A 17,721-nucleotide genomic window follows, 5' to 3' on the forward strand; every position below is an offset into this window, starting at 1 on the left:
TTCCGGGCATTATGACGGGTTCGCCGCAGTACGGACTCGGGCGCCGGTGGCGTTCTCGATCTCTTGGATCGGGATGCCGAGGCTGGAGGTGCCACCGTTGGGCGCGAGTACCAGATTCGCCTCGACGCAGTTCGGTGCGCCGGCGCTGTTCGATCCGCTGATCACGCCGAGGGCGAGGGTGCCGGTGACGATGGCACCACCGCTGTCACCCGCGAGGGTGCAGGCGGAGGTCGCGAAGCCGCGGATGGTGCTCGAGAAGCCCGAGTCGTAGGTCAGCTGGGTCTCGATGCGATCGGCGACGACGAGCCCGCACGTGAACGACGACGACTGTCCCGACTTGCAGACGGGCGCGCCGACGACCGGAACGGCCGTGCCGGTGACCGTGAGGGTCGAGCCGTTGCCGCCGCGAACCGCCGGGCGGTCCAGGCCCGCCTCGACGCCTGCCTTGTCGAGCGAGACGATGCCGTAGTCGAGGGTGCTGTCGGTACCGACCGTGGACTCGGTGAACTTGCCGATCCGGACGCTCTCGTCGATGTTGGCGCGATTGGGCAGGTAGACCGCCGAACCACCGTCGGAACGAGCCACCGCGTCGCAGTGACCGGCGGTGAGGTTGACTGCATTACCGTCGGCGTCGACACCGTTGAAGCCGAACGAGCAGATGCCGATGCGCTCGATGGGCGTGGCGCGGACGTCACCGTCGGCGGTGATGTAGGTGTCGCCACCCATCGGGGCCGGATCGTTCGGCGGCATGCCCGGCGACAGCTGGACCTGCACGTTCGCCACCAGCGACGGCAGGTTCAGTGCGCGCCCGATCGGCGAGTTCACGATGTCGAGGACGATCTGGTTGTTGAGCACATCGATCGACGCGGAGTTGATCTGCGACGACACCTCGCGCGGGAGCCCCGCCACCCAGCGGTTCAGTTCGGCGAGGGCCTGCTCGAGTCCGTCGGCCGAGACCGGCGCGACCGTCGCCCGGTAGCCGTCCTGGGCTGCCTTCTCTGCGGCCTCGGGGTTCGTGACGGCGATGACGGGCTTGCCGTCCTCGCCGAGCCAGGCGCCTGCGAACTCGGAGGGACGCTCGGAGCGGAAGTCGCGGGCGTAGTCACCGAGTTCCTGCGCCCGCGCGGCGCGATCGAGGTATTCCTCGGGCGTCAGACCCAGGTCGCGCTGGATCGCTTCGACGAGCTCGGCGGGAAGTTCAGCGGAAGGCAACTGTTCGGCGGGCGCGGCGTTCGCTGTGGCGCTCAGAGGCACAGCCAGCAGAACCGCGGAGGCCGCTGCGACTGCGACGCGGCGGGTGGTGGAACGGACTGCGGCGCGCGACGCCGACGAGAGACGCATGGAGGCCTTTCATGTGTGCTCGATGTGCTCTTGAACAGGTGCTTCGTGGAATCGGCGAGCCGACCCGCGGGACAGCCTACGGGACGGCCCGGCGACCGCCGATAGTGCCGTAGGTCACCACTCGGATAGCCGCGCTGTCTAGCTGCCGGTCTCAGTCTCTGTCGTTTCCGGAATGTCCGTCGAGGGTGGTTCCTCAGAAGGGTCGGGATCGGTCGGGGCGGTCGTCGGCTGGGTCGTCGTGGTGGTGGTACTGCCACCGCTCCCGCCGCTGCCACCACTGCCGCGTCCGCCACCCGAGGAATCATCGGGCTGGTTCCGCCGCGACCAGCCGGTGCTCGAGGTGGTTGAGGACGTGCTCGAGGTGGTCGAGCCGGGCGACGACGACGAAGAGGACTGTTCGCTCGTGCCGGTGGTGGGATCGACCCAGGTCTGCTGCACGACCGGCGGGGCCACCGGGACCGCCTGCTCGGCGGTGGCCGGCTCGGTCGACTCCTCGGTGGTGGTCTCCTCGGTGCTGCGGGGAGCCGGCGGCTTGCTCGACTTCGAGGTCGTCGTGGTTGCGGGAGCGGTCGGGGTCTCGGCGACCTGCGTGCCCGCGGTGGCCGTCGGGGAGTCCCGCAGCCCGAACACCAACGCGCCGACGCCTACCAGCAACGCGATCGCCGCAGCCGCCGCGATGGCCGTGACCTTCGACGAGCGACCCGAGGGCTTCTCGTCGGCGGCATCTCTGGCTGCGACGGCGGCGACCGTCGCCTTCGGCGTGTTCGCCGCGGCGGCAGCGGGCGTGGCGCCCGGAGGGGGAGTCGCGGTGATCTTCGAGATCACCGCGGTGATCTCGGGGTCGAGTTCGCTGCGTCGCGGTTCGGTGAGCTTGGCGGTGGGCAGGATCTGCGTCGAACCGAGGAGGTCGACCGAGCCGGCGGCCGCGGCGAGAGCGGCGCCCCGCACCATCGTCTGGTGCGGGGCGGGCGCCAAAGCACACCGCACACCGAGACCGGTCTTCACCGACTGTGCGACGAGCTGCGCGGCGCTCGGATCGACTGCTTCGTCGATCGTGACGACGATGGCGTCGAGGTTGCTCACGAGCCAGCCGAACGCGCCGAGCGCCGACGAGAGCTGCGCGGCGACCGACGGAGCGTCGTCCTCAGGGAATCGGAAGGCCTTACCCGCCGCGACTCCAGAGCGCACGAGCGTGACGGTCGAGCCCTGCGGGTCGATGTGGTAGACCGCGAGGAGCCGTCCGGTCTGGTGCGCGACCTGCGATTCGAACCATGCCGCGGCGGCCTCGGCGTCGGAGACGAGCGAGACGTGACGCAACCCGACGTAGTCGAGGGCGTTGCGCAGCACCGCGACCGTCGAGCTCGGCCAGTCGGTGGGATGCGTCGCCACAGCCGTGTACGGGGTGTCGCCGATGAGGGAGGCTGCGTCGGCGAGGAGACATTCCATGGCCGTTGCGACCAGGTCTTCGGCGCGGGAGAGTGACCCGTCGTTGGCGCGGACACCGCCGGAGTGGCCGAGGCGGTCGACGAAGCCGGTGAAGGAACTGGTGTGCCCGTCGACGACGTCGTGGTCGCCCAGCGTCGCGGTGCCGTCGGAATGCAGGTGGACGGCGGTGAACCGCTCGATCGGTGCGGGGTCCGGCCGTCCCGGCGTCGGTGAGGTGACCGCAACCGACGACACGGTGGTCCCCACCCTCAGGCCTACGCCTACGGACATGCCGGCTTTCCTCCATTCCGGTCGGAGTGCATGTGACGGGATACATCTGCGCCGTGCCCCATGGCTCGGAGCAGTGACAGGAGCTCCGAGCGGGAACCGGCACCGAGTCGGCGCCGGATACGGGCGACATGATGTTCCACGGTCTTCGCGGAAATGTACAGGTGGTTCCCGACTTCTCGGTAGGTGAGGCCCGAAACCACCAGGTCGGCCACCTGCGCCTCGCGCTCGGACAGTGCACCCGGTTTCTCCCGTGCGCCGAGGGGTGATTCGTCCGGAACGCTCGGGGGAGCGGCGGGGGCGACGTCGACCGGTGCGCGACCGGCCGGGCCGTCCTGCCGGATCGTCCGCGCGACCTGCAGCAATCCGGTGGCGACGGTGGTGTCGTCCGTCCGGAGCGCTGCTTCTCCCGCGAGCTTCGCGCCGTCCCACGGGAGACCCACGGACGCGAGGGACTCGGCCGCCTCGCGGATGCGCGTCGCGTCGACCTCACCGCGCAGCACCGAGAGCCATGCATGCCCGGCCCGCGCGAGCACCGCGGCGTAGGCAGTGGTCTCCGCGGCCAGGGCGAGCGCGCGGGCGTGCGGGACAAGGTCGGCCGGACGGTCCGCGGCGATCGCGGCCTGCACTCCGTACCAGTGCAGCGCCGCACCCCACAGCGGTGGCTCGCCGAGGGTGGTGAGCAGCGCACGGGCACCGACGACGAGGTGCGCGACCCGCGCGGACTCCCCGAGGCGGACGGCGGCCAGCCACAGTTCACCCAGGGGCAGCAATCCGAACAGGTCGACGGAGTACTCGGCGACGACCGCCTGCGCAGCCTGCCATCGCACCGTCAACGCTCCGAGGTCGGCGTTGCGTCGCGCCAGCCCGACCTGCAGGGCGTGGAAGAAGAGGAGATTGCGTTGCCCGGTCACCTCGGGAGCGACGGCTTCGGCGGTCGCCGCGGCGGCGGTGAGATCACCGCCGAGCATCTCGGTCCACGCCACCAGGATGCGATTGCGCACGGTGGGAGTCTCCGGACGGTCGAGGATCGCGCGTGCGTACCCGAGTTCGCCCGAGTGCAGACACAGCAGTGCGGCGACGGCGTCGACCGTGTCGGGCCAGGCGCGCAACGAACCGTCGGATCCGAGGCTCGTCAATGCGCGGGCGAGGTGATTCATCGCGATCCGGCCGTCGCCTCCGACGGATTCGCGCAGGCCCTCCTCGAGCAGTCGTGCGGCGGAGGCCGCAGAGGTCGGCGCACCCGAGACGGCGGCACCGCGGAGACGTTCTGCGGCCGAGGGGCGTCCGGCGGCGAGCAGCACTGTGGCGGCGAGAGGAGCGTCCGTACCGACCCGTTCGGGGCCGAGCCATTCGAACAGGTCGGCGCTGCGGTCGAGCATGCCGCGATGCGCGGCGATACTCGCGGAGATCCGGGTGGCGGCGCGCACGTCGTCGACGTCCACCGTGTCGGCGCGGTCGAGCAGCCGGTCGGTGACCTGCTCGGCTCGCTCGAGATCCCCTGCCGCAAAGGCGACTTCGGCGCGTCGCACTGCGAGGGCATCGGGATCGGCTCCCGCCGGTACCGCGGCGTCGAGAAGATCGGCGGCCTCGCGCGGCGTTGCGTCAACCGCGAACTCCACGAGCCGTCGGGCGAGATGCGGATCGGTGAGGCCGATCGTGGCGAGCCCCCGGGCGAGGTGCGGCGTGAGTGTTCCGGCGTCGATGCGTGTCGCAAGGAGGCGGCGGGCGACGGCGAACAGGTTGTGTCTCCCGAGGACCGCGGCGGGCACGCCGCTCGCTCCCGCAGTGAGACTCGCTGCATCGGCCCCGAGCAGACCGCTCGCGCGGGCCGCGTCGACGAGATCGAGGGCCCGCTCGGCGGGTACCTCGAGTACGGCGGAGAGTTCGCCGGGATCGAGCGCCGCACCGAGATCGACGAGCGCGAGGGCTGCGGTGAGATCGAGATCGGCGAGGAGCTGCCGGCGGATCCCCTCCTCGACGGCCTGCCGGACATCGGCCTCCGTCCGCACGGCTTCGAGGGCGGTGTCGACGAGATGCGGTACGCCGCCCGTCAGGCGGTGCAGGGCACGCACCTGGGGTGGCGCGAGCCGAAGCTCGAACGATGCCGCGCGACCGGCGATCTCACGGGGCGTCCACGAGCCCAGTTCCACCACTGTCCCGTTTCCCGCGAACGCTGCGGTCAGCGAACGCATCTCGGCTCGGTGGGGTCGAGCTTCGGTGGCCACGACGATTCCGGTCGGCGCATTCCGGACGTGGTCGACGAGCTCGTGCAGTTCCGCGGCGGTCATGCGGTGCGCGTCGTCGACGGTGCGGGTGTCGCCGAGATCGGTTCGGAGCGAAGCGAGTACGGCGGACTTCCCGCTTCCGGTGCCGCCGACGAGCAGCAGTCGCGGGGGAGCGGCCGCGGTCAGGGCACGCGTGACCTCCCGGGGGACCGGGCGTCGCGGAGGAGCGGGAGCGGACGTCATCGGGATCGGTCAGCGTCCGGTTCCGAGCAGTCCGCCGACGACCTGCCCCGTGCCGTCGAGGACACCCCCGACCACGTTGCCGGTGCCGTCGAGCACCCCGCCGACGCCGTTACCGACACCCTCGACGACCGCACCGGCACCCTGACCTGCGCCGGACAGGGCGTCGCCGACGCCGCTGCCACCCGTGCTCGGCGGGGTCGGTTGCGGCGCAGGCTGAGGGGCGGGCGCCGGGGCCGGAGCAGGAGCGGGTTGCGGCGCAGGCCGGGGTGCCTGCGGGCTTTGACCGGGTGCTACCGGCGCGGGTGCGGTCGGGTCCGGCGCAGGTACAGCGCCGGTGGGTGCGGCGCCGGAAGCGGGCGTCGCGGCGACCGGAACAGCGGTCACGGTGCCGTCCGGTCCCTGCACCCCGATCGGGACGGTGGTTCCCGCCTCGGACGGCTGCGCGCCAGTCGTGCCGGGAACGGTCGTACCGGGGACGGTCGCGGTGGTGGTCGAGTTGCCGGCCACGACCTCGCTCGACGGACCCACCTCCGAACCGGGTGTCTCGGCCTCCGACGACAGGGTGCCGATCGCCAGTCCACCCCCGGCGAGGACGACGACGGCAGCGACAGCGGCACCCACCAGCGCGAACGAGCGGGCACGGGCGCGTGAGGGTGTGCCGGACCCGGTGTCGACGACCGCAGGCCGATGCGCGGCGGCGACCGGCGGCGCCTCAGCGGCGGGCACCACCGGGAGCGCGACGGTCTCGGGCTCGTCGTCGACGACAGGTGCAGGAGGCGCCATCGGCACCGCGGCAGTCGGGGCACCGTCCGCGGCTGCTGCAAGCGCGGCCCCATGCGCTGCGGTGAAGGCCGGTCGCGCCGACGAGACGATCGGCAGACCCAGCTCCGACGAGATCAGTTCGGCGACGAGCGGGGTGGACGAGCCACCACCGATCAGCAGTACGCGTCCGATGTCCGCACGATCGAGCCCGGCCCCGCGGATCGCGTCCTGCACCACGGCGAGCGACGCCCCGAGCGGTTCCCGGGCGAGTTCCTCGAACTCGCTGCGCACCAGACGCAGGTCGCGGTGCAGGCCGGGCAGCGCGACCGGCACCACCGTCTCGGTGTCGCTGGACAGTGCCTCCTTCGCCGCGCGGCACCGACCGCGGAAGTCGGCGAGTGCCGCGACGGTCGCGGAATCGAACGGATCGAGGCCGGTCGAGTCCCCGCCGAGCGTTTCCAGCAGATAGGTCGTGACGAGATGGTCGAAATGGTCGCCGGAGACGTCGTCGCTGCTCAACGGGCGGCCCAGCAGCATGGGATGGGCGCCGCCCTGCACGACGGTGACGTCGAGGCTGCGCGCACCGAGGTCGTAGACCACCGTCACGTCGTCTCCCAGCGGCCCGTGTGTGGCGTCGAGCCAGCGCACCGCCGCGATCGGTTCGGGGATCGTCCGTGCGGTCACGCCGGCGCGGACGAGTGCCGCCTGTAAGGTCTCGACGGTGTGAGCCGACCACGCGGCGGGATGTGCCAGCATCGTCGGCACATCGGAGGTGCCGGTGCGGTACTGCAGGCAGGCCACGGTCGACGCGACGAGATCCTCACCGAGATAGGTGGAGCCGTCGTCGGCGAGGATGCCGACCGGATCGCCGACCCGGGCCGCATAGCCGGAGAACACCTGCGCACCGGGGGCCGGGGTACCGGCGCCGAGGACGAAGGCTCCGCCCTCGGGGAGGTGGAGTTCGGTGGGGACCGACAGAACGCTGGGATCGCCGGCTCGGGGCTGGTCGAGCACGGTGAGGGCCACCGAGTTGACCGCCCCGATCGTGACGCCGAGTCCTGAATACATGCACGCTCCCGTGTTCTGGGCGGACATCGGTCCGCGATCTCGTTCCACCGTTCGGTCTCGATGAGCCTGTCGTTCCCGCCGCGCGGCCCGTTAGCGCCCACGCCGCCACCGGCCCGATCGTAGGGACTGTCCCCTAACGACCCCCACGCCCCCGAACCCCGATCCCCTAACGGGTGACGGCGGACAGGGGGGCCGCACCCCCTGTGCCCGCGACCGGCCGTTTCGTAGCGTCGTCCGTAGATCCCGACGACTCAGGAGACACGCGATGGCCACCAACGCCGTACTCGACTTCATCCTCAGCCTGTTCCGTGACGAGAAGGAACTCGCCCGGTACTGCAACAACCCCGAGGCCGTCCTCGCCGAAGCCGGATTGGACAGCGTGTGCCACGCCGACATCGTCGCCGTCGCCCCGCTCGTTGCGGACAGTGGTCTGTTCGCCGGAACCGCCGCCGAACTGACCGCAGCGCTGAACGGTGCGGCGAACGTCGGGGCGTCGATCGCAGGCACCGCCGCAGCCGGTCTGGGCGGAGCAGCGGGCCTCGGTGGCGCAGTGGGCCTCGGTGGCGCCGCCGGCCTGGGCCTCGGTGTCGGAGCAGGCCTCGGTGGGGGCCTGGGTCTCGGTGGTGGAGTTAACCTCGGCGGCGGACTGGACCTCGGCGGGACCGTCGGCGCGCAGACCGGGATCGTCGTCGACCTCGGTGCGCAGCTCGGAGCGGCGCTCGAAGCCGGTGGCGAACTCGGCGCTTCCCTGGGTGCAGCGCTCGGTGGTGCTCTCGACGCAGGCCTCGAACTCGGCGGATCCTTCGACGTCGGAGGTGCCGTGGCCGGAGCGCTCGAAGGTGGGCTCGGCCTGGGCGTCGGTGCCGCTGCAGACCTGGCCGCGGCGATCGACGCGGCCGTCGAGGCCTCGGGCGGCCTCGGCGCAGATCTCGCCACGACCCTCGAAGGAGCCTTGGGCATCGGCGGCACCCTCGGCGCCGACATCGGGCTTGCCCTCGGTGGCCTGCTGGAATCGGCCGTCGGCGTCGGCGGCACCTTCTCGACCGAACTCACCGCGGCCCTCGAGGGCGGCGCCGAACTCGGTGCCGCACTCGGCACGACCCTCGGTGGCGTTCTCGGCGTGGGCACGGAACTGACCGGCGCGCTCGGCACGAGCCTGGGCGGCGTCCTCGGTGGTGTGGCCGATCTCGGCGCCGGACTGGGAACCGACCTTTCCGCCGGTCTCGACGCCGGTGTGGGCGCGACGCTCGGCCTCGGTGCGTCCCTCTCGGCCCTGCTCGGAGCGGGCGGTGGAGCTGCGGCCGATCTCGGCGCCGCGCTGGGGACCGTCATCGAGAACAGCGCGCAGGGCGGTCTGCTCGGCGGTGTCGACCTCGACGCGGTCCTCTCGGGTGGTGGTGAGATCGACGCTGAGGCCGGGGCGGGCGTCGAACTCGGCACGCTGGTCGGCGGGGTGCTCGGAGGTGCGCTCGGCCTCGAGACCACCGCGGCCACCGAACTGTCGTCGGCGCTGAACGTCGCCATCGGCTCGACCACCGGTATCGGCGCGACCGTCGATTCGACCGTGCAGGCGGGGACGAACCTCGGATCGGATCTGTCGTCCGTCCTCGGCTCGACCTTCGCGACCGGCGGCTCGGCCGGCGCCGAGCTCGGCCTGCAACTCGGCAGTGCACTCGAGACGGCCGCAGGGTCGGCGTCCCTCGATGCGGGGGCCGATCTCGGCACGCAGCTCGCGTCGACGATCGGCGGCAGCCTCGATGCCGGTGCCGAAGCCACCGGTCAGCTCGGCTACGCCCTCGACGGCGCACTGGACGCGGCGGCGGAACTCGGGGCCGGAGTGAACGTGGGAGCGGACCTCGGCGCGGCGATCGGCTCGGGGATCGGCGCGGCCGGTGGACTGGGAACGTCCGTCGATCTGGGTGCAGCCACCGATGTCGAGAACGGGTTGGATCTCGGTGGTGCAGCAGACCTGGGCGCGGCTGCCGACCTCGGTGTCTCCGGCGGTCTGGAGAGCGCAGCCGACCTCGGTGCCGAGCTGTCCACGCAGGTGGGGACGGCCCTGTCGGGCGGGGTCGATACGGCCCTGTCGGGCGGTGCGGACAGCTGGGCATCGGTCGGCGAGGACGTCTTCGGCTCTGCCTCGGGAGCTGCGGGCTTGTTCGGCTCTGCCTCGGGAGCTGCGGGCTTGTTCGGCGAGGGTGGTCTCACCGCGACCTCCGGTCTCGGCGGCGACTCCTCTCTCGGCGCCACCGACTCCACCGAGCTCGACGAACTGCTGCCCTGACCCGCAGCGGTGCGGGCTCCGGGACATAATGTCCGGAGCCCGCACCGACGGAAGGCGAGTCGACGCAGCCCATGCAGCATTCACCGGATACGCAGCATCCATCCGATCCTTCGAGACGCCGAGCGCTCCTCGACCTGATCGACTCCGCGATCGCGCGATCTCGCAGCGCCAGGCGCAACGATCTCACCGACCGGTTGACGGCCGCCCGTACGAAGGTCTCCGACCCGCGACTGCGGGTGGTCGTCGTCGGGGGTCTGAACCAGGGCAAGAGCCGGTTCGTGAACGCTCTGCTCGGCCTCGAGGTGTGTTCCGTCGGCGACGACGAGACCACCGCGGTCCCCACGCTCGTGCAACACGGGCAGGAGCCGTCCGCCGAACTCGTCCCGACCGGTTCGGCGCCGCGCATCGCCGTGCCCTTCGACGACCTGCAGCAGGTCGCGCCGCGCAGCGCCGGCCGGGACGTCGACCGGCTCGAGGTGAGTGTGCCGAGTCCGCTGCTCGCCGACGGACTCGTGTTCGTCGACACCCCGGGTGTGGGAGGCCACGGAAATCCGCACACAGCAGCCACATTGACGCTCCTGGCCACCGCGGATGCGGTCTTCGTCGTCTCGGATGCGAGTCAGGAGTTCACCGCACCGGAGATGTCGTTCCTGCGACAGGTGCAGACGTTGTGCCCGGCGTCGGCGGTGCTCGTCACCAAGACGGACGTGTATCCGCACTGGCGCGCGATCGTCGACGCCGACCGCGAACACCTGCAGCGAGCGGGGATCGACCTGCCGCTGCTGCCCGTCTCGTCCCTGCTGCGCGAGTACGCCCTGCGCACCGAAGACGCCTCGCTGCAGCAGGAATCCGGCTTCGACGCGATCTACGACTTCCTGCGCGAACAGGTGGTCGCGCGCAACGCCGACTCGGCGCGACTGTCGGTGGCGCACGACGTGAAGACCGTCGTCGACCATCTCGCGCTCGGATGCGAGAGCGAACTCGCCGCCCTGCGCGACCCCGACTCCGGGAACGCCGCGATCGAGGACCTGCACCGGGCACGCGCCGCGACCGAGGCATTGCGGACGCGGGCGGCGCGGTGGCAGATCACGTTGTCGGACGGCATCGCCGATCTCGCGGCCGACATCGACCACGACCTGCGCGACCGGCTGCGCACGGTGACCCGCGACGCCGAAGCGTCCGTGGACGACTGTGATCCGGGCAAGGAATGGCCGCGGCTGGGGCAGTGGCTCGCCGAACAGGTCGCCGAATCCGTCGGTGACAACTTCGTGTGGGCGCACGAACGCGCCGAGGCGCTCGCAGGCAAGGTCGCCGAGCACTTCGCACTCGACGACGACTCCTTGCCGTCGTTGCATCTCGGCGACCTGTCGAGACTGCTCGAGCCCGTCGAGAACCTGTCCGATCTCGAATCGGGCCGGATCGGTATCGGTCAGAAGGTACTCGTCGGCATGAAGGGTTCTTACGGTGGCGTGCTGATGTTCGGTCTCGTCACCACCCTGATGGGGATGGCGCTCGTGAACCCGATCTCGGTGGGAGCCGGAGTCGTCCTGGGTACCAAGGCGTATCGCGACGACAAGCAGGTGCGGCTCGCCAAGCGCCGCGTCGACGCGAAGAGCGCGATCCGCGCCTTCACCGACGACGTGAGCTTCCAGGTCGGCAAGGAATCGAAGGACCGGCTCCGGCTCATCCAGCGTCAGTTGCGCGATCACTTCACCGAGATCGCAGAGCAGACACTACGTTCGCTCGACGAGTCGCTCGAAGCGGCCCGCCAGGCCGCGACCGTGCAGGAACAGGAACGCCGCCGTCGGATCGGTGAACTCGACACGCAGGTCGCGGAACTGGGCCGATTGCGCGAGCGCGCCGCGGAACTCGCGGGAGTGTCGGCGTGACCCCGACTCTCTCGCGCGCCCGCGACCTGCTCGACCGGGCACGCGCGTCGTACGGCGGGAACCCGGCCGTCGCGGACCGGCTCGACCACTGCGCCGCGCGACTCGATCAGCCGTTGCGGATCGCGCTCGCCGGATCGCTCAAGGCCGGCAAGTCGACCCTACTCAATGCGCTTGTAGGACAGGACATCGCGCCCACCGACGCGACGGAGTGCACGCGCGTCGTCACCTGGTACCGCAACGGACCCGTGCCGACGGTGAACGCCTGGTACGACGGGAACCGCCGCATGCCGGTGCCCGTGCAGCGTCCCGACGGCCGTTTGACCTTCGACCTCGGCGAACTCACCGCCGACCGCGTCGACTTCATCGACGTCGAATGGCCGGCCAGCGCGCTGGCGCAGACCACCATCATCGACACCCCGGGCACGTCGTCGTTGTCGCAGGACGTGTCGGCGCGGACCCTGGCGCTGCTCACCCCGGAGGAATCGGCCTCCGGTGCCGACGCCGTCGTCTACCTGATGCGTTCGCTCGGAGCCGCCGACGTCGAGTTCCTCGAACGGATCGGCCGGCACGTCGGCGGGGGATCGGGACCGCTCGGCATCGTCGGGGTGGTGTCGCGCGCCGACGAGGTCGGTGCGGGTCGTGCCGACGCGATGATGTCGGCGAAGCAGGTCGCGGCGAGGTTCACCGACGAACTCGAACGCACCGGACTGTGCCAGGCGGTCGTGCCGGTCGCCGGGTTGCTCGCCCTCGCCGCACGGACCCTGCGGCAGAACGAGTTCGCGGCCTTCGAGGCGCTCGCACAGGTGCCGGTGGAACAACTGCAGGTCGCGATGCTGTCGGCCGACCGTTTCGCGCGGCCCGACGTCGACCTGCCCGTCGACCCCGGGATGCGGGCACGTCTCGTCGACCGGTTCGGTCTGTTCGGCATCCGCACCGCAGTGCTGCTCGTGCAGCTCGGCGCGCGCGATTCACCGTCCCTCGCCGCCGAACTCGTCGCGCGCAGCGGGCTCGACGAGCTGCGTCAGGTCATCGACGTGCAGTTCGGTCAGCGTGCCGATCAGCTCAAGACCCATTCGGCGCTGCTGGCGCTCGAGCGGGTGTTGCACGCGTGCGGCGACCACGAGCTGCTGGGAGCCGTGCGACGCGAACTGGCCGACGACCACGGCTTCGCCGAACTCCGCCTGCTGGGCAGACTGCGGTCGTCGTCGGTGTCACTGCCCGACGAGGAGGTCCAGGCGCTGCAGCGCGTGGTCGGTGGATCCGGGATCGGCGCCACCCGGCGCCTCGGTCTCGCCGACGGCGCCTCACCTGCCGAGATCCGCGCTGCGGCCGTCGATGCGGTGCGGCACTGGCGATCCCGCGCCGAACATCCGCTGCTCGATCCGTTCACTGCGAAAGCCGCAGCGGTGGCAGCGCGCAGTGCGGAAGGGCTGGTCGCGGGAGCCGGCCGACAGATGTGAGCTGTAGCCGAACGATTCGGCTTGCACCTCACGTAACGTGAGGTCATAGCGTCGATCGTGCCGGCGCACGGAGTGCCGGTGGAAGTGGGTGGACGATGCCGGCGACTGGTTCCGGGCAGCAGACACGTTCCGGACAGCACTGGAAGGTGGGGCGTCTCGCAGCGGAGACAGGCCTGACCGTGCGGACCCTGCATCACTACGACGACATAGGCCTCGTGCGGCCGTCGGGTCGGACGGCGTCGGGCCATCGGCTGTACGAGGAGTCGGACGTCGAGAGGCTGTACCAGGTGCTGGCGCTGCGTCAGCTCGGGCTGTCACTGGACGCGATCGCCACGGTCACCGACGGCGACACCTCGCTGTCGGAGATCCTCGACGCGCACCGTGCCTACCTGGACGATCAGCTCGCGGCGACCCGCACGCTGCGTGCGCAGGTCGAGATGCTCTCCCGCACGGTCCGAACGTCGCCGGATGCATCGGTCGCCGACTTCCTTCACGTGATCCGAGGAGTGATCGAAGTGGACGACATCTTCGAAAGGTATTTCGACAAGGGACAGATCGCAGACCTCGCGGAACGACGCGCGATGCTGGGCGACGACGTCATCACGGCGGCAGAGACGTCGTGGCAGGAACTCATCCCGCGTGTCGACGCTGCGCTGAGTTCGGGGATGGATCCGGCCTGTTCGGAGGCCCAGGAGATGGCACGGCAATGGATGGATCTGCTCGAGCAGTTCCACGGCGGCGACGAGGGCCTACGCGACAGCCTCTACCGCATGCACGAGGACAACGCGCAGCAGATCGAGCAGGAGTTCTGCGGGCCGAGTCGCGAACACATCGAGTTCATCACGAAGGCGAACGAGGCGCGATCTACGTAAGCACAGGGACGGATGCTCGATGTCGTCATCGAGCATCCGTCCCCGAATCGTGCAATCAACGTCGACGGGCTCTGCCGGCGGCGCGAACCAGGCGGGCGTGGACGGCCTCGAAGCGGAACAGATCCGCCCACGTCCATCGCACGACCTCGAAGCCCAGAGCCCTGATCGCATCCTCCCGCAGCTTCTCGCGATGGACGGTCTCGGCCGTCGCGCCGGGCTCGTCCGAGCCGTACTTGCTCCTTCCGTCGAATTCACCGACCACGCCTTCGTCCTCCCAGAGGAAGTCGGGACGAGCGACGAATGCTCCGGAAGGGGTCCGCAGCTCGTGCTGCAGCTTCGGCGCCGGTAACCCCGCCGACCGGATCCGTAGTCGGCTGAGCGACTCGCCGGGACTTTCGCTGCGACCGTCGAGGAAAGCAACGGTCCGCCGGGCAGCGGCGATCCCGTGCCGCATGCCGGACGATGCCAGCGCATCGAGGAGCAGGGGCGCGATATGGGGATGCGCCCGCAGCGCCGCGTCGCCGGCGATGACTGCCGAGTCCACCGACAGTGTTCGTGCCAGGTCGACAACCGTCCGCGCGACGGTCGTGGTGCGCAGACCCGCGACGACGCAGACCTCGTCGGGTTGGTAGGTGCACCTGTGTACATGGAGGGTCGGGGTGCGGCGTCCGCTCGACGGCCGTTCGCGGCTGATGTGCACCGGGGAGAGGTCGACGTCCCAGAGAGGAAGGCCGTGCAGCACCGCAGCGGAGACATGGCTGACGACGGCGTCCGGGGTGATCCGTCCTTGTCGCGCCAGTACGCGCGCATGGTGCAGGGTGAGCGGGTCGAGGTCCGCGCCACCGTCGACGTACACACCGCGCGTGACGTTCCGCAGTCGTCCCACACGGACAGCCTGACGGATCTCGTCCGAGGTCGTCCCGCCGGCCAGCAGGTCGGAGCGCAGAAGGAAGTTCGGTTCGTCCATGCAGCGAGGGTCGTGTACGGCGACGACGGACCCGGAGCATCGAAGCCCTCGACCCGACCACCTGTGGATCGACGGGGTCCCTGTGGACAACCCGTCCTTGCGCACCGGTGCGGACAGTGGCGCCTTGTCGACATCGGGTATCGGTCCTCGAATCGAGCAGATGCGACCGATCGAAGTGATGTGCGCCACCCTCGGAACAAAAGTCCACGACCTGCCGTTGGATGAGTCAGACAACTTGAGCGCATAAGACTCAACTTCACTTGACGGCGTGGACCGCTCGGGTGCAGGCTTGAGTCGACCGCGCTCACCTGAGCCGAACGGGCTCAGGTCGGGCATGGAACGTTTTCGCGGCGCGCACGCGTCGCGGCAGGAACATTGGAGGAAAATTATGGCTCGTGCGGTCGGCATCGACCTCGGAACCACCAACTCGGTCGTTTCCGTTCTGGAAGGCGGCGAGCCCGTTGTGGTCGCCAACGCCGAGGGGTCCCGCACCACCCCGTCCGTCGTCGCATTCGCGAAGAACGGTGAGGTTCTGGTGGGTCAGCCCGCCAAGAACCAGGCGGTCACCAACGTCGACCGCACCATCCGTTCGGTCAAGCGCCACATCGGCACGGACTGGACCGTGGCCATCGACGACAAGAAGTACACGCCGCAGGAGATCAGCGCCCGCACGCTGATGAAGCTCAAGCGCGACGCGGAGGCCTACCTCGGTGAGGACATCACCGACGCGGTCATCACCGTCCCGGCGTACTTCAACGACGCCCAGCGTCAGGCCACGAAGGAAGCCGGCACCATCGCCGGTCTCAACGTCCTGCGCATCGTCAACGAGCCCACCGCGGCTGCCCTCGCCTACGGTCTCGACAAGGGCGAGAAGGAGCAGACCATCCTGGTCTTCGACCTCGGTGGCGGCACCTTCGACGTCTCCCTCCTCGAGATCGGCGACGGCGTCGTCGAGGTCCGCGCGACCTCCGGCGACAACCACCTCGGTGGCGACGACTGGGACGAGCGCATCGTCAACTGGCTCGTCGACAAGTTCAAGGCACAGCACGGCGTCGACCTGACCAAGGACAAGATGGCCATGCAGCGTCTGCGTGAGGCTGCCGAGAAGGCCAAGATCGAGCTGTCGTCCTCGCAGTCGACCTCGATCAACCTGCCGTACATCACCGTCGACGCGGACAAGAACCCGCTGTTCCTCGACGAGCAGCTCACCCGCTCGGAGTTCCAGAAGATCACCGGCGACCTCCTCGAGCGCACCCGCGCTCCCTTCCAGCAGGTCGTCAAGGACGCCGGCATTTCCGTCGGCGACATCGACCACGTCGTGCTGGTCGGCGGCTCGACCCGTATGCCCGCCGTCACCGACCTGGTGCGCGAGCTCACCGGTGGCCGCGAGCCCAACAAGGGCGTGAACCCCGACGAGGTCGTCGCCGTGGGTGCAGCCCTGCAGGCCGGCGTCCTCAAGGGCGAGGTCAAGGACGTGCTGCTGCTCGACGTCACCCCGCTGTCGCTGGGTATCGAGACCAAGGGCGGCGTGATGACCAAGCTCATCGAGCGCAACACCACGATCCCCACCAAGCGGTCGGAGACCTTCACCACCGCCGACGACAACCAGCCGTCGGTGCAGATCCAGGTCTTCCAGGGCGAGCGTGAGATCGCGGCGCACAACAAGCTGCTCGGCTCGTTCGAGCTCGGCGGCATCGCGCCGGCTCCGCGTGGCGTCCCGCAGATCGAGGTGACCTTCGACATCGACGCCAACGGCATCGTCCACGTCACCGCCCGCGACAAGGGCACCGGCAAGGAGAACACGATCAAGATCCAGGAAGGCTCCGGCCTGTCCCAGGAGGAGATCGACCGGATGGTCAAGGACGCCGAGGCGCACGCCGAGGAGGACCGCAAGCGTCGCGAGGAGGCCGAGGTCCGCAACCAGGCCGAGTCGCTCGTGCACCAGACCGAGAAGTTCATCAAGGAGAACGAGGACAAGGTCCCGGCCGACGTCAAGGAGAAGGTCGAGGCTGCGATCAAGGAAGCCAACGACGCCCTCGCCGGCTCCGACATCAACGCGGTCAAGGCCGCCGTCGAGAAGCTCGCGACCGAGTCGCAGGCCCTCGGCCAGGCCATCTACGAGGCGCAGGGCGCCGAGGGTGCCGCTGCCGGTGACGGCGCGGCCGCAGGTGCCGACGACGTCGTCGACGCCGAGGTCGTCGACGAGCCGAACGATTCGGAGAAGAAGTGAGTGCCGACAAGCCCGAGCAGGAACCGGTGACCGTCACCGACAAGCGACGGATCGACCCTGAGACCTTCGAGGTGCGCGACCCCGCCGAGGAGCCGCGCGCCGAGGAGGGCGAGGTGATCGAGTCGGTTCCTGCGGAGGGCGACGCCGAGAAGGCCGAGCGGACCGAAGGACAGTCGCAGGAGGCGAAGGAACTCGCCGAGCGCACCGCCGACCTGCAGCGCGTGAGCGCGGAGTACGCGAACTACCGTCGCCGCGCCGAGGCGCAGCGCACGGCGATCGCGGAGGAGGCCAAGGCCTCCGTCGCGGCGAAGTTCCTCGACGTCCTCGACGACCTCGACCGGGCACGCGCCCACGGCGACCTGGAGACGGGTCCGCTGAAGGCACTGTCCGGCAAGCTGACCGGTGTGTTCGACAGTGTCGGACTCGTCGCGTTCGGTGAGGAAGGCGACGCCTTCGATCCCGAGTTGCACGAGGCCGTCCAGATGGAAGGCGACGGTCACCACCCAGTGCTCGGGACGGTGCTCCGCAAGGGTTACCGCTTCGGCGACCGCATCCTGCGGCACGCGATGGTGACGGTCACCGACGGCGATCCGGCGGACACGCCGGGTGACGCGCGGTCGGCGGAGCCGGGCACAGAGTAAGAACAAGAAAACGCGAGAGGAGG

At 70.1% G+C, this 17,721-nt stretch carries 11 protein-coding genes; 6 read left to right on the top strand and 5 right to left on the bottom strand.

The window, feature by feature from the left end; genetic code table 11:
- Positions 1–9: 9 nt before the first annotated feature.
- The 4 genes from K3M35_RS18290 to K3M35_RS18305 form a co-directional block, all read right to left on the bottom strand.
- A complete protein-coding gene (locus K3M35_RS18290) occupies positions 10–1,341 on the bottom strand; it encodes a S1 family peptidase (protein ID WP_064256522.1) in 1,332 nt (443 codons plus the stop codon).
- A 138-nt stretch (positions 1,342–1,479) separates the two neighbouring features.
- Positions 1,480–3,057 carry a hypothetical protein gene (locus K3M35_RS18295; RefSeq protein ID WP_254707498.1) on the bottom strand — a complete coding sequence of 526 codons (1,578 nt, stop codon included), beginning with the start codon at positions 3,055–3,057 and terminating at the stop codon, positions 1,480–1,482.
- Positions 3,048–5,525: a LuxR C-terminal-related transcriptional regulator gene (locus tag K3M35_RS18300; RefSeq protein WP_094980087.1), complete on the bottom strand. Its 2,478-nt coding sequence runs from the start codon at positions 5,523–5,525 to the stop codon at positions 3,048–3,050. The genes K3M35_RS18295 and K3M35_RS18300 overlap by 10 nt, the downstream gene beginning before the upstream one ends.
- 9 nt (positions 5,526–5,534) lie before the next feature.
- Positions 5,535–7,355: an Hsp70 family protein gene (locus tag K3M35_RS18305; RefSeq protein ID WP_259444212.1), complete on the bottom strand. Its 1,821-nt coding sequence runs from the start codon at positions 7,353–7,355 to the stop codon at positions 5,535–5,537.
- Positions 7,356–7,620: 265 nt separating this feature from the next.
- Here K3M35_RS18305 and K3M35_RS18310 point away from each other — a divergent pair, with 265 nt between their 5' ends.
- The 4 genes from K3M35_RS18310 to K3M35_RS18325 all read left to right on the top strand — a co-directional run bounded on the left by K3M35_RS18310 (position 7,621) and on the right by K3M35_RS18325 (position 13,860).
- A complete protein-coding gene (locus K3M35_RS18310) occupies positions 7,621–9,639 on the top strand; it encodes an IniB N-terminal domain-containing protein (protein ID WP_217579504.1) in 2,019 nt (672 codons plus the stop codon).
- A gap of 71 nt (positions 9,640–9,710) precedes the next feature.
- On the top strand, positions 9,711–11,528 hold the full coding sequence (locus tag K3M35_RS18315; RefSeq protein ID WP_064061282.1) for a dynamin family protein: 1,818 nt from the start codon (positions 9,711–9,713) through the stop codon (positions 11,526–11,528).
- Complete coding sequence (locus K3M35_RS18320) at positions 11,525–12,988, top strand: dynamin family protein (RefSeq protein WP_217579505.1); 1,464 nt, start codon at positions 11,525–11,527, stop codon at positions 12,986–12,988. The genes K3M35_RS18315 and K3M35_RS18320 overlap by 4 nt, the downstream gene beginning before the upstream one ends.
- A 95-nt stretch (positions 12,989–13,083) precedes the next feature.
- Positions 13,084–13,860 (top strand): MerR family transcriptional regulator, encoded by a 777-nt coding sequence (locus K3M35_RS18325; protein ID WP_006553030.1) that lies wholly within the window; start codon positions 13,084–13,086, stop codon positions 13,858–13,860.
- A gap of 55 nt (positions 13,861–13,915) precedes the next feature.
- Here the strand turns inward: K3M35_RS18325 and K3M35_RS18330 are convergent, their stop codons facing one another.
- Positions 13,916–14,827, bottom strand: a complete 912-nt coding sequence (locus tag K3M35_RS18330) for a hypothetical protein (RefSeq protein ID WP_006553029.1) — start codon at positions 14,825–14,827, stop codon at positions 13,916–13,918.
- Positions 14,828–15,215: 388 nt separating this feature from the next.
- Between K3M35_RS18330 and dnaK the strand changes: the two genes are divergently transcribed.
- Positions 15,216–17,057 (top strand): molecular chaperone DnaK, encoded by a 1,842-nt coding sequence (gene dnaK / locus K3M35_RS18335; RefSeq protein ID WP_024101921.1) that lies wholly within the window; start codon positions 15,216–15,218, stop codon positions 17,055–17,057.
- Entirely contained in the window at positions 17,054–17,698 is a 645-nt protein-coding gene (grpE, locus tag K3M35_RS18340; protein WP_024101920.1) for a nucleotide exchange factor GrpE, read from the top strand. Before dnaK ends, grpE begins: the two co-directional genes overlap by 4 nt.
- Positions 17,699–17,721 lie beyond the last annotated feature (23 nt).

The organism is Rhodococcus sp. DMU2021, assembly GCF_019641445.1.
GTDB lineage: Bacteria > Actinomycetota > Actinomycetes > Mycobacteriales > Mycobacteriaceae > Rhodococcus > Rhodococcus pyridinivorans.

Coding starts and splice junctions, on each gene's coding strand:
- K3M35_RS18295 (WP_254707498.1), bottom strand. CDS start 3,057: ATGTCCGTAGGCGTAGGCCTGAGGGTGGGGACCACCGTGTCGTCGGTT.
- K3M35_RS18290 (WP_064256522.1), bottom strand. CDS start 1,341: ATGCGTCTCTCGTCGGCGTCGCGCGCCGCAGTCCGTTCCACCACCCGC.
- K3M35_RS18315 (WP_064061282.1), top strand. CDS start 9,711: ATGCAGCATTCACCGGATACGCAGCATCCATCCGATCCTTCGAGACGC.
- K3M35_RS18330 (WP_006553029.1), bottom strand. CDS start 14,827: ATGGACGAACCGAACTTCCTTCTGCGCTCCGACCTGCTGGCCGGCGGG.
- K3M35_RS18305 (WP_259444212.1), bottom strand. CDS start 7,355: ATGTATTCAGGACTCGGCGTCACGATCGGGGCGGTCAACTCGGTGGCC.
- K3M35_RS18300 (WP_094980087.1), bottom strand. CDS start 5,525: ATGACGTCCGCTCCCGCTCCTCCGCGACGCCCGGTCCCCCGGGAGGTC.
- K3M35_RS18310 (WP_217579504.1), top strand. CDS start 7,621: ATGGCCACCAACGCCGTACTCGACTTCATCCTCAGCCTGTTCCGTGAC.
- dnaK (WP_024101921.1), top strand. CDS start 15,216: ATGGCTCGTGCGGTCGGCATCGACCTCGGAACCACCAACTCGGTCGTT.
- K3M35_RS18325 (WP_006553030.1), top strand. CDS start 13,084: ATGCCGGCGACTGGTTCCGGGCAGCAGACACGTTCCGGACAGCACTGG.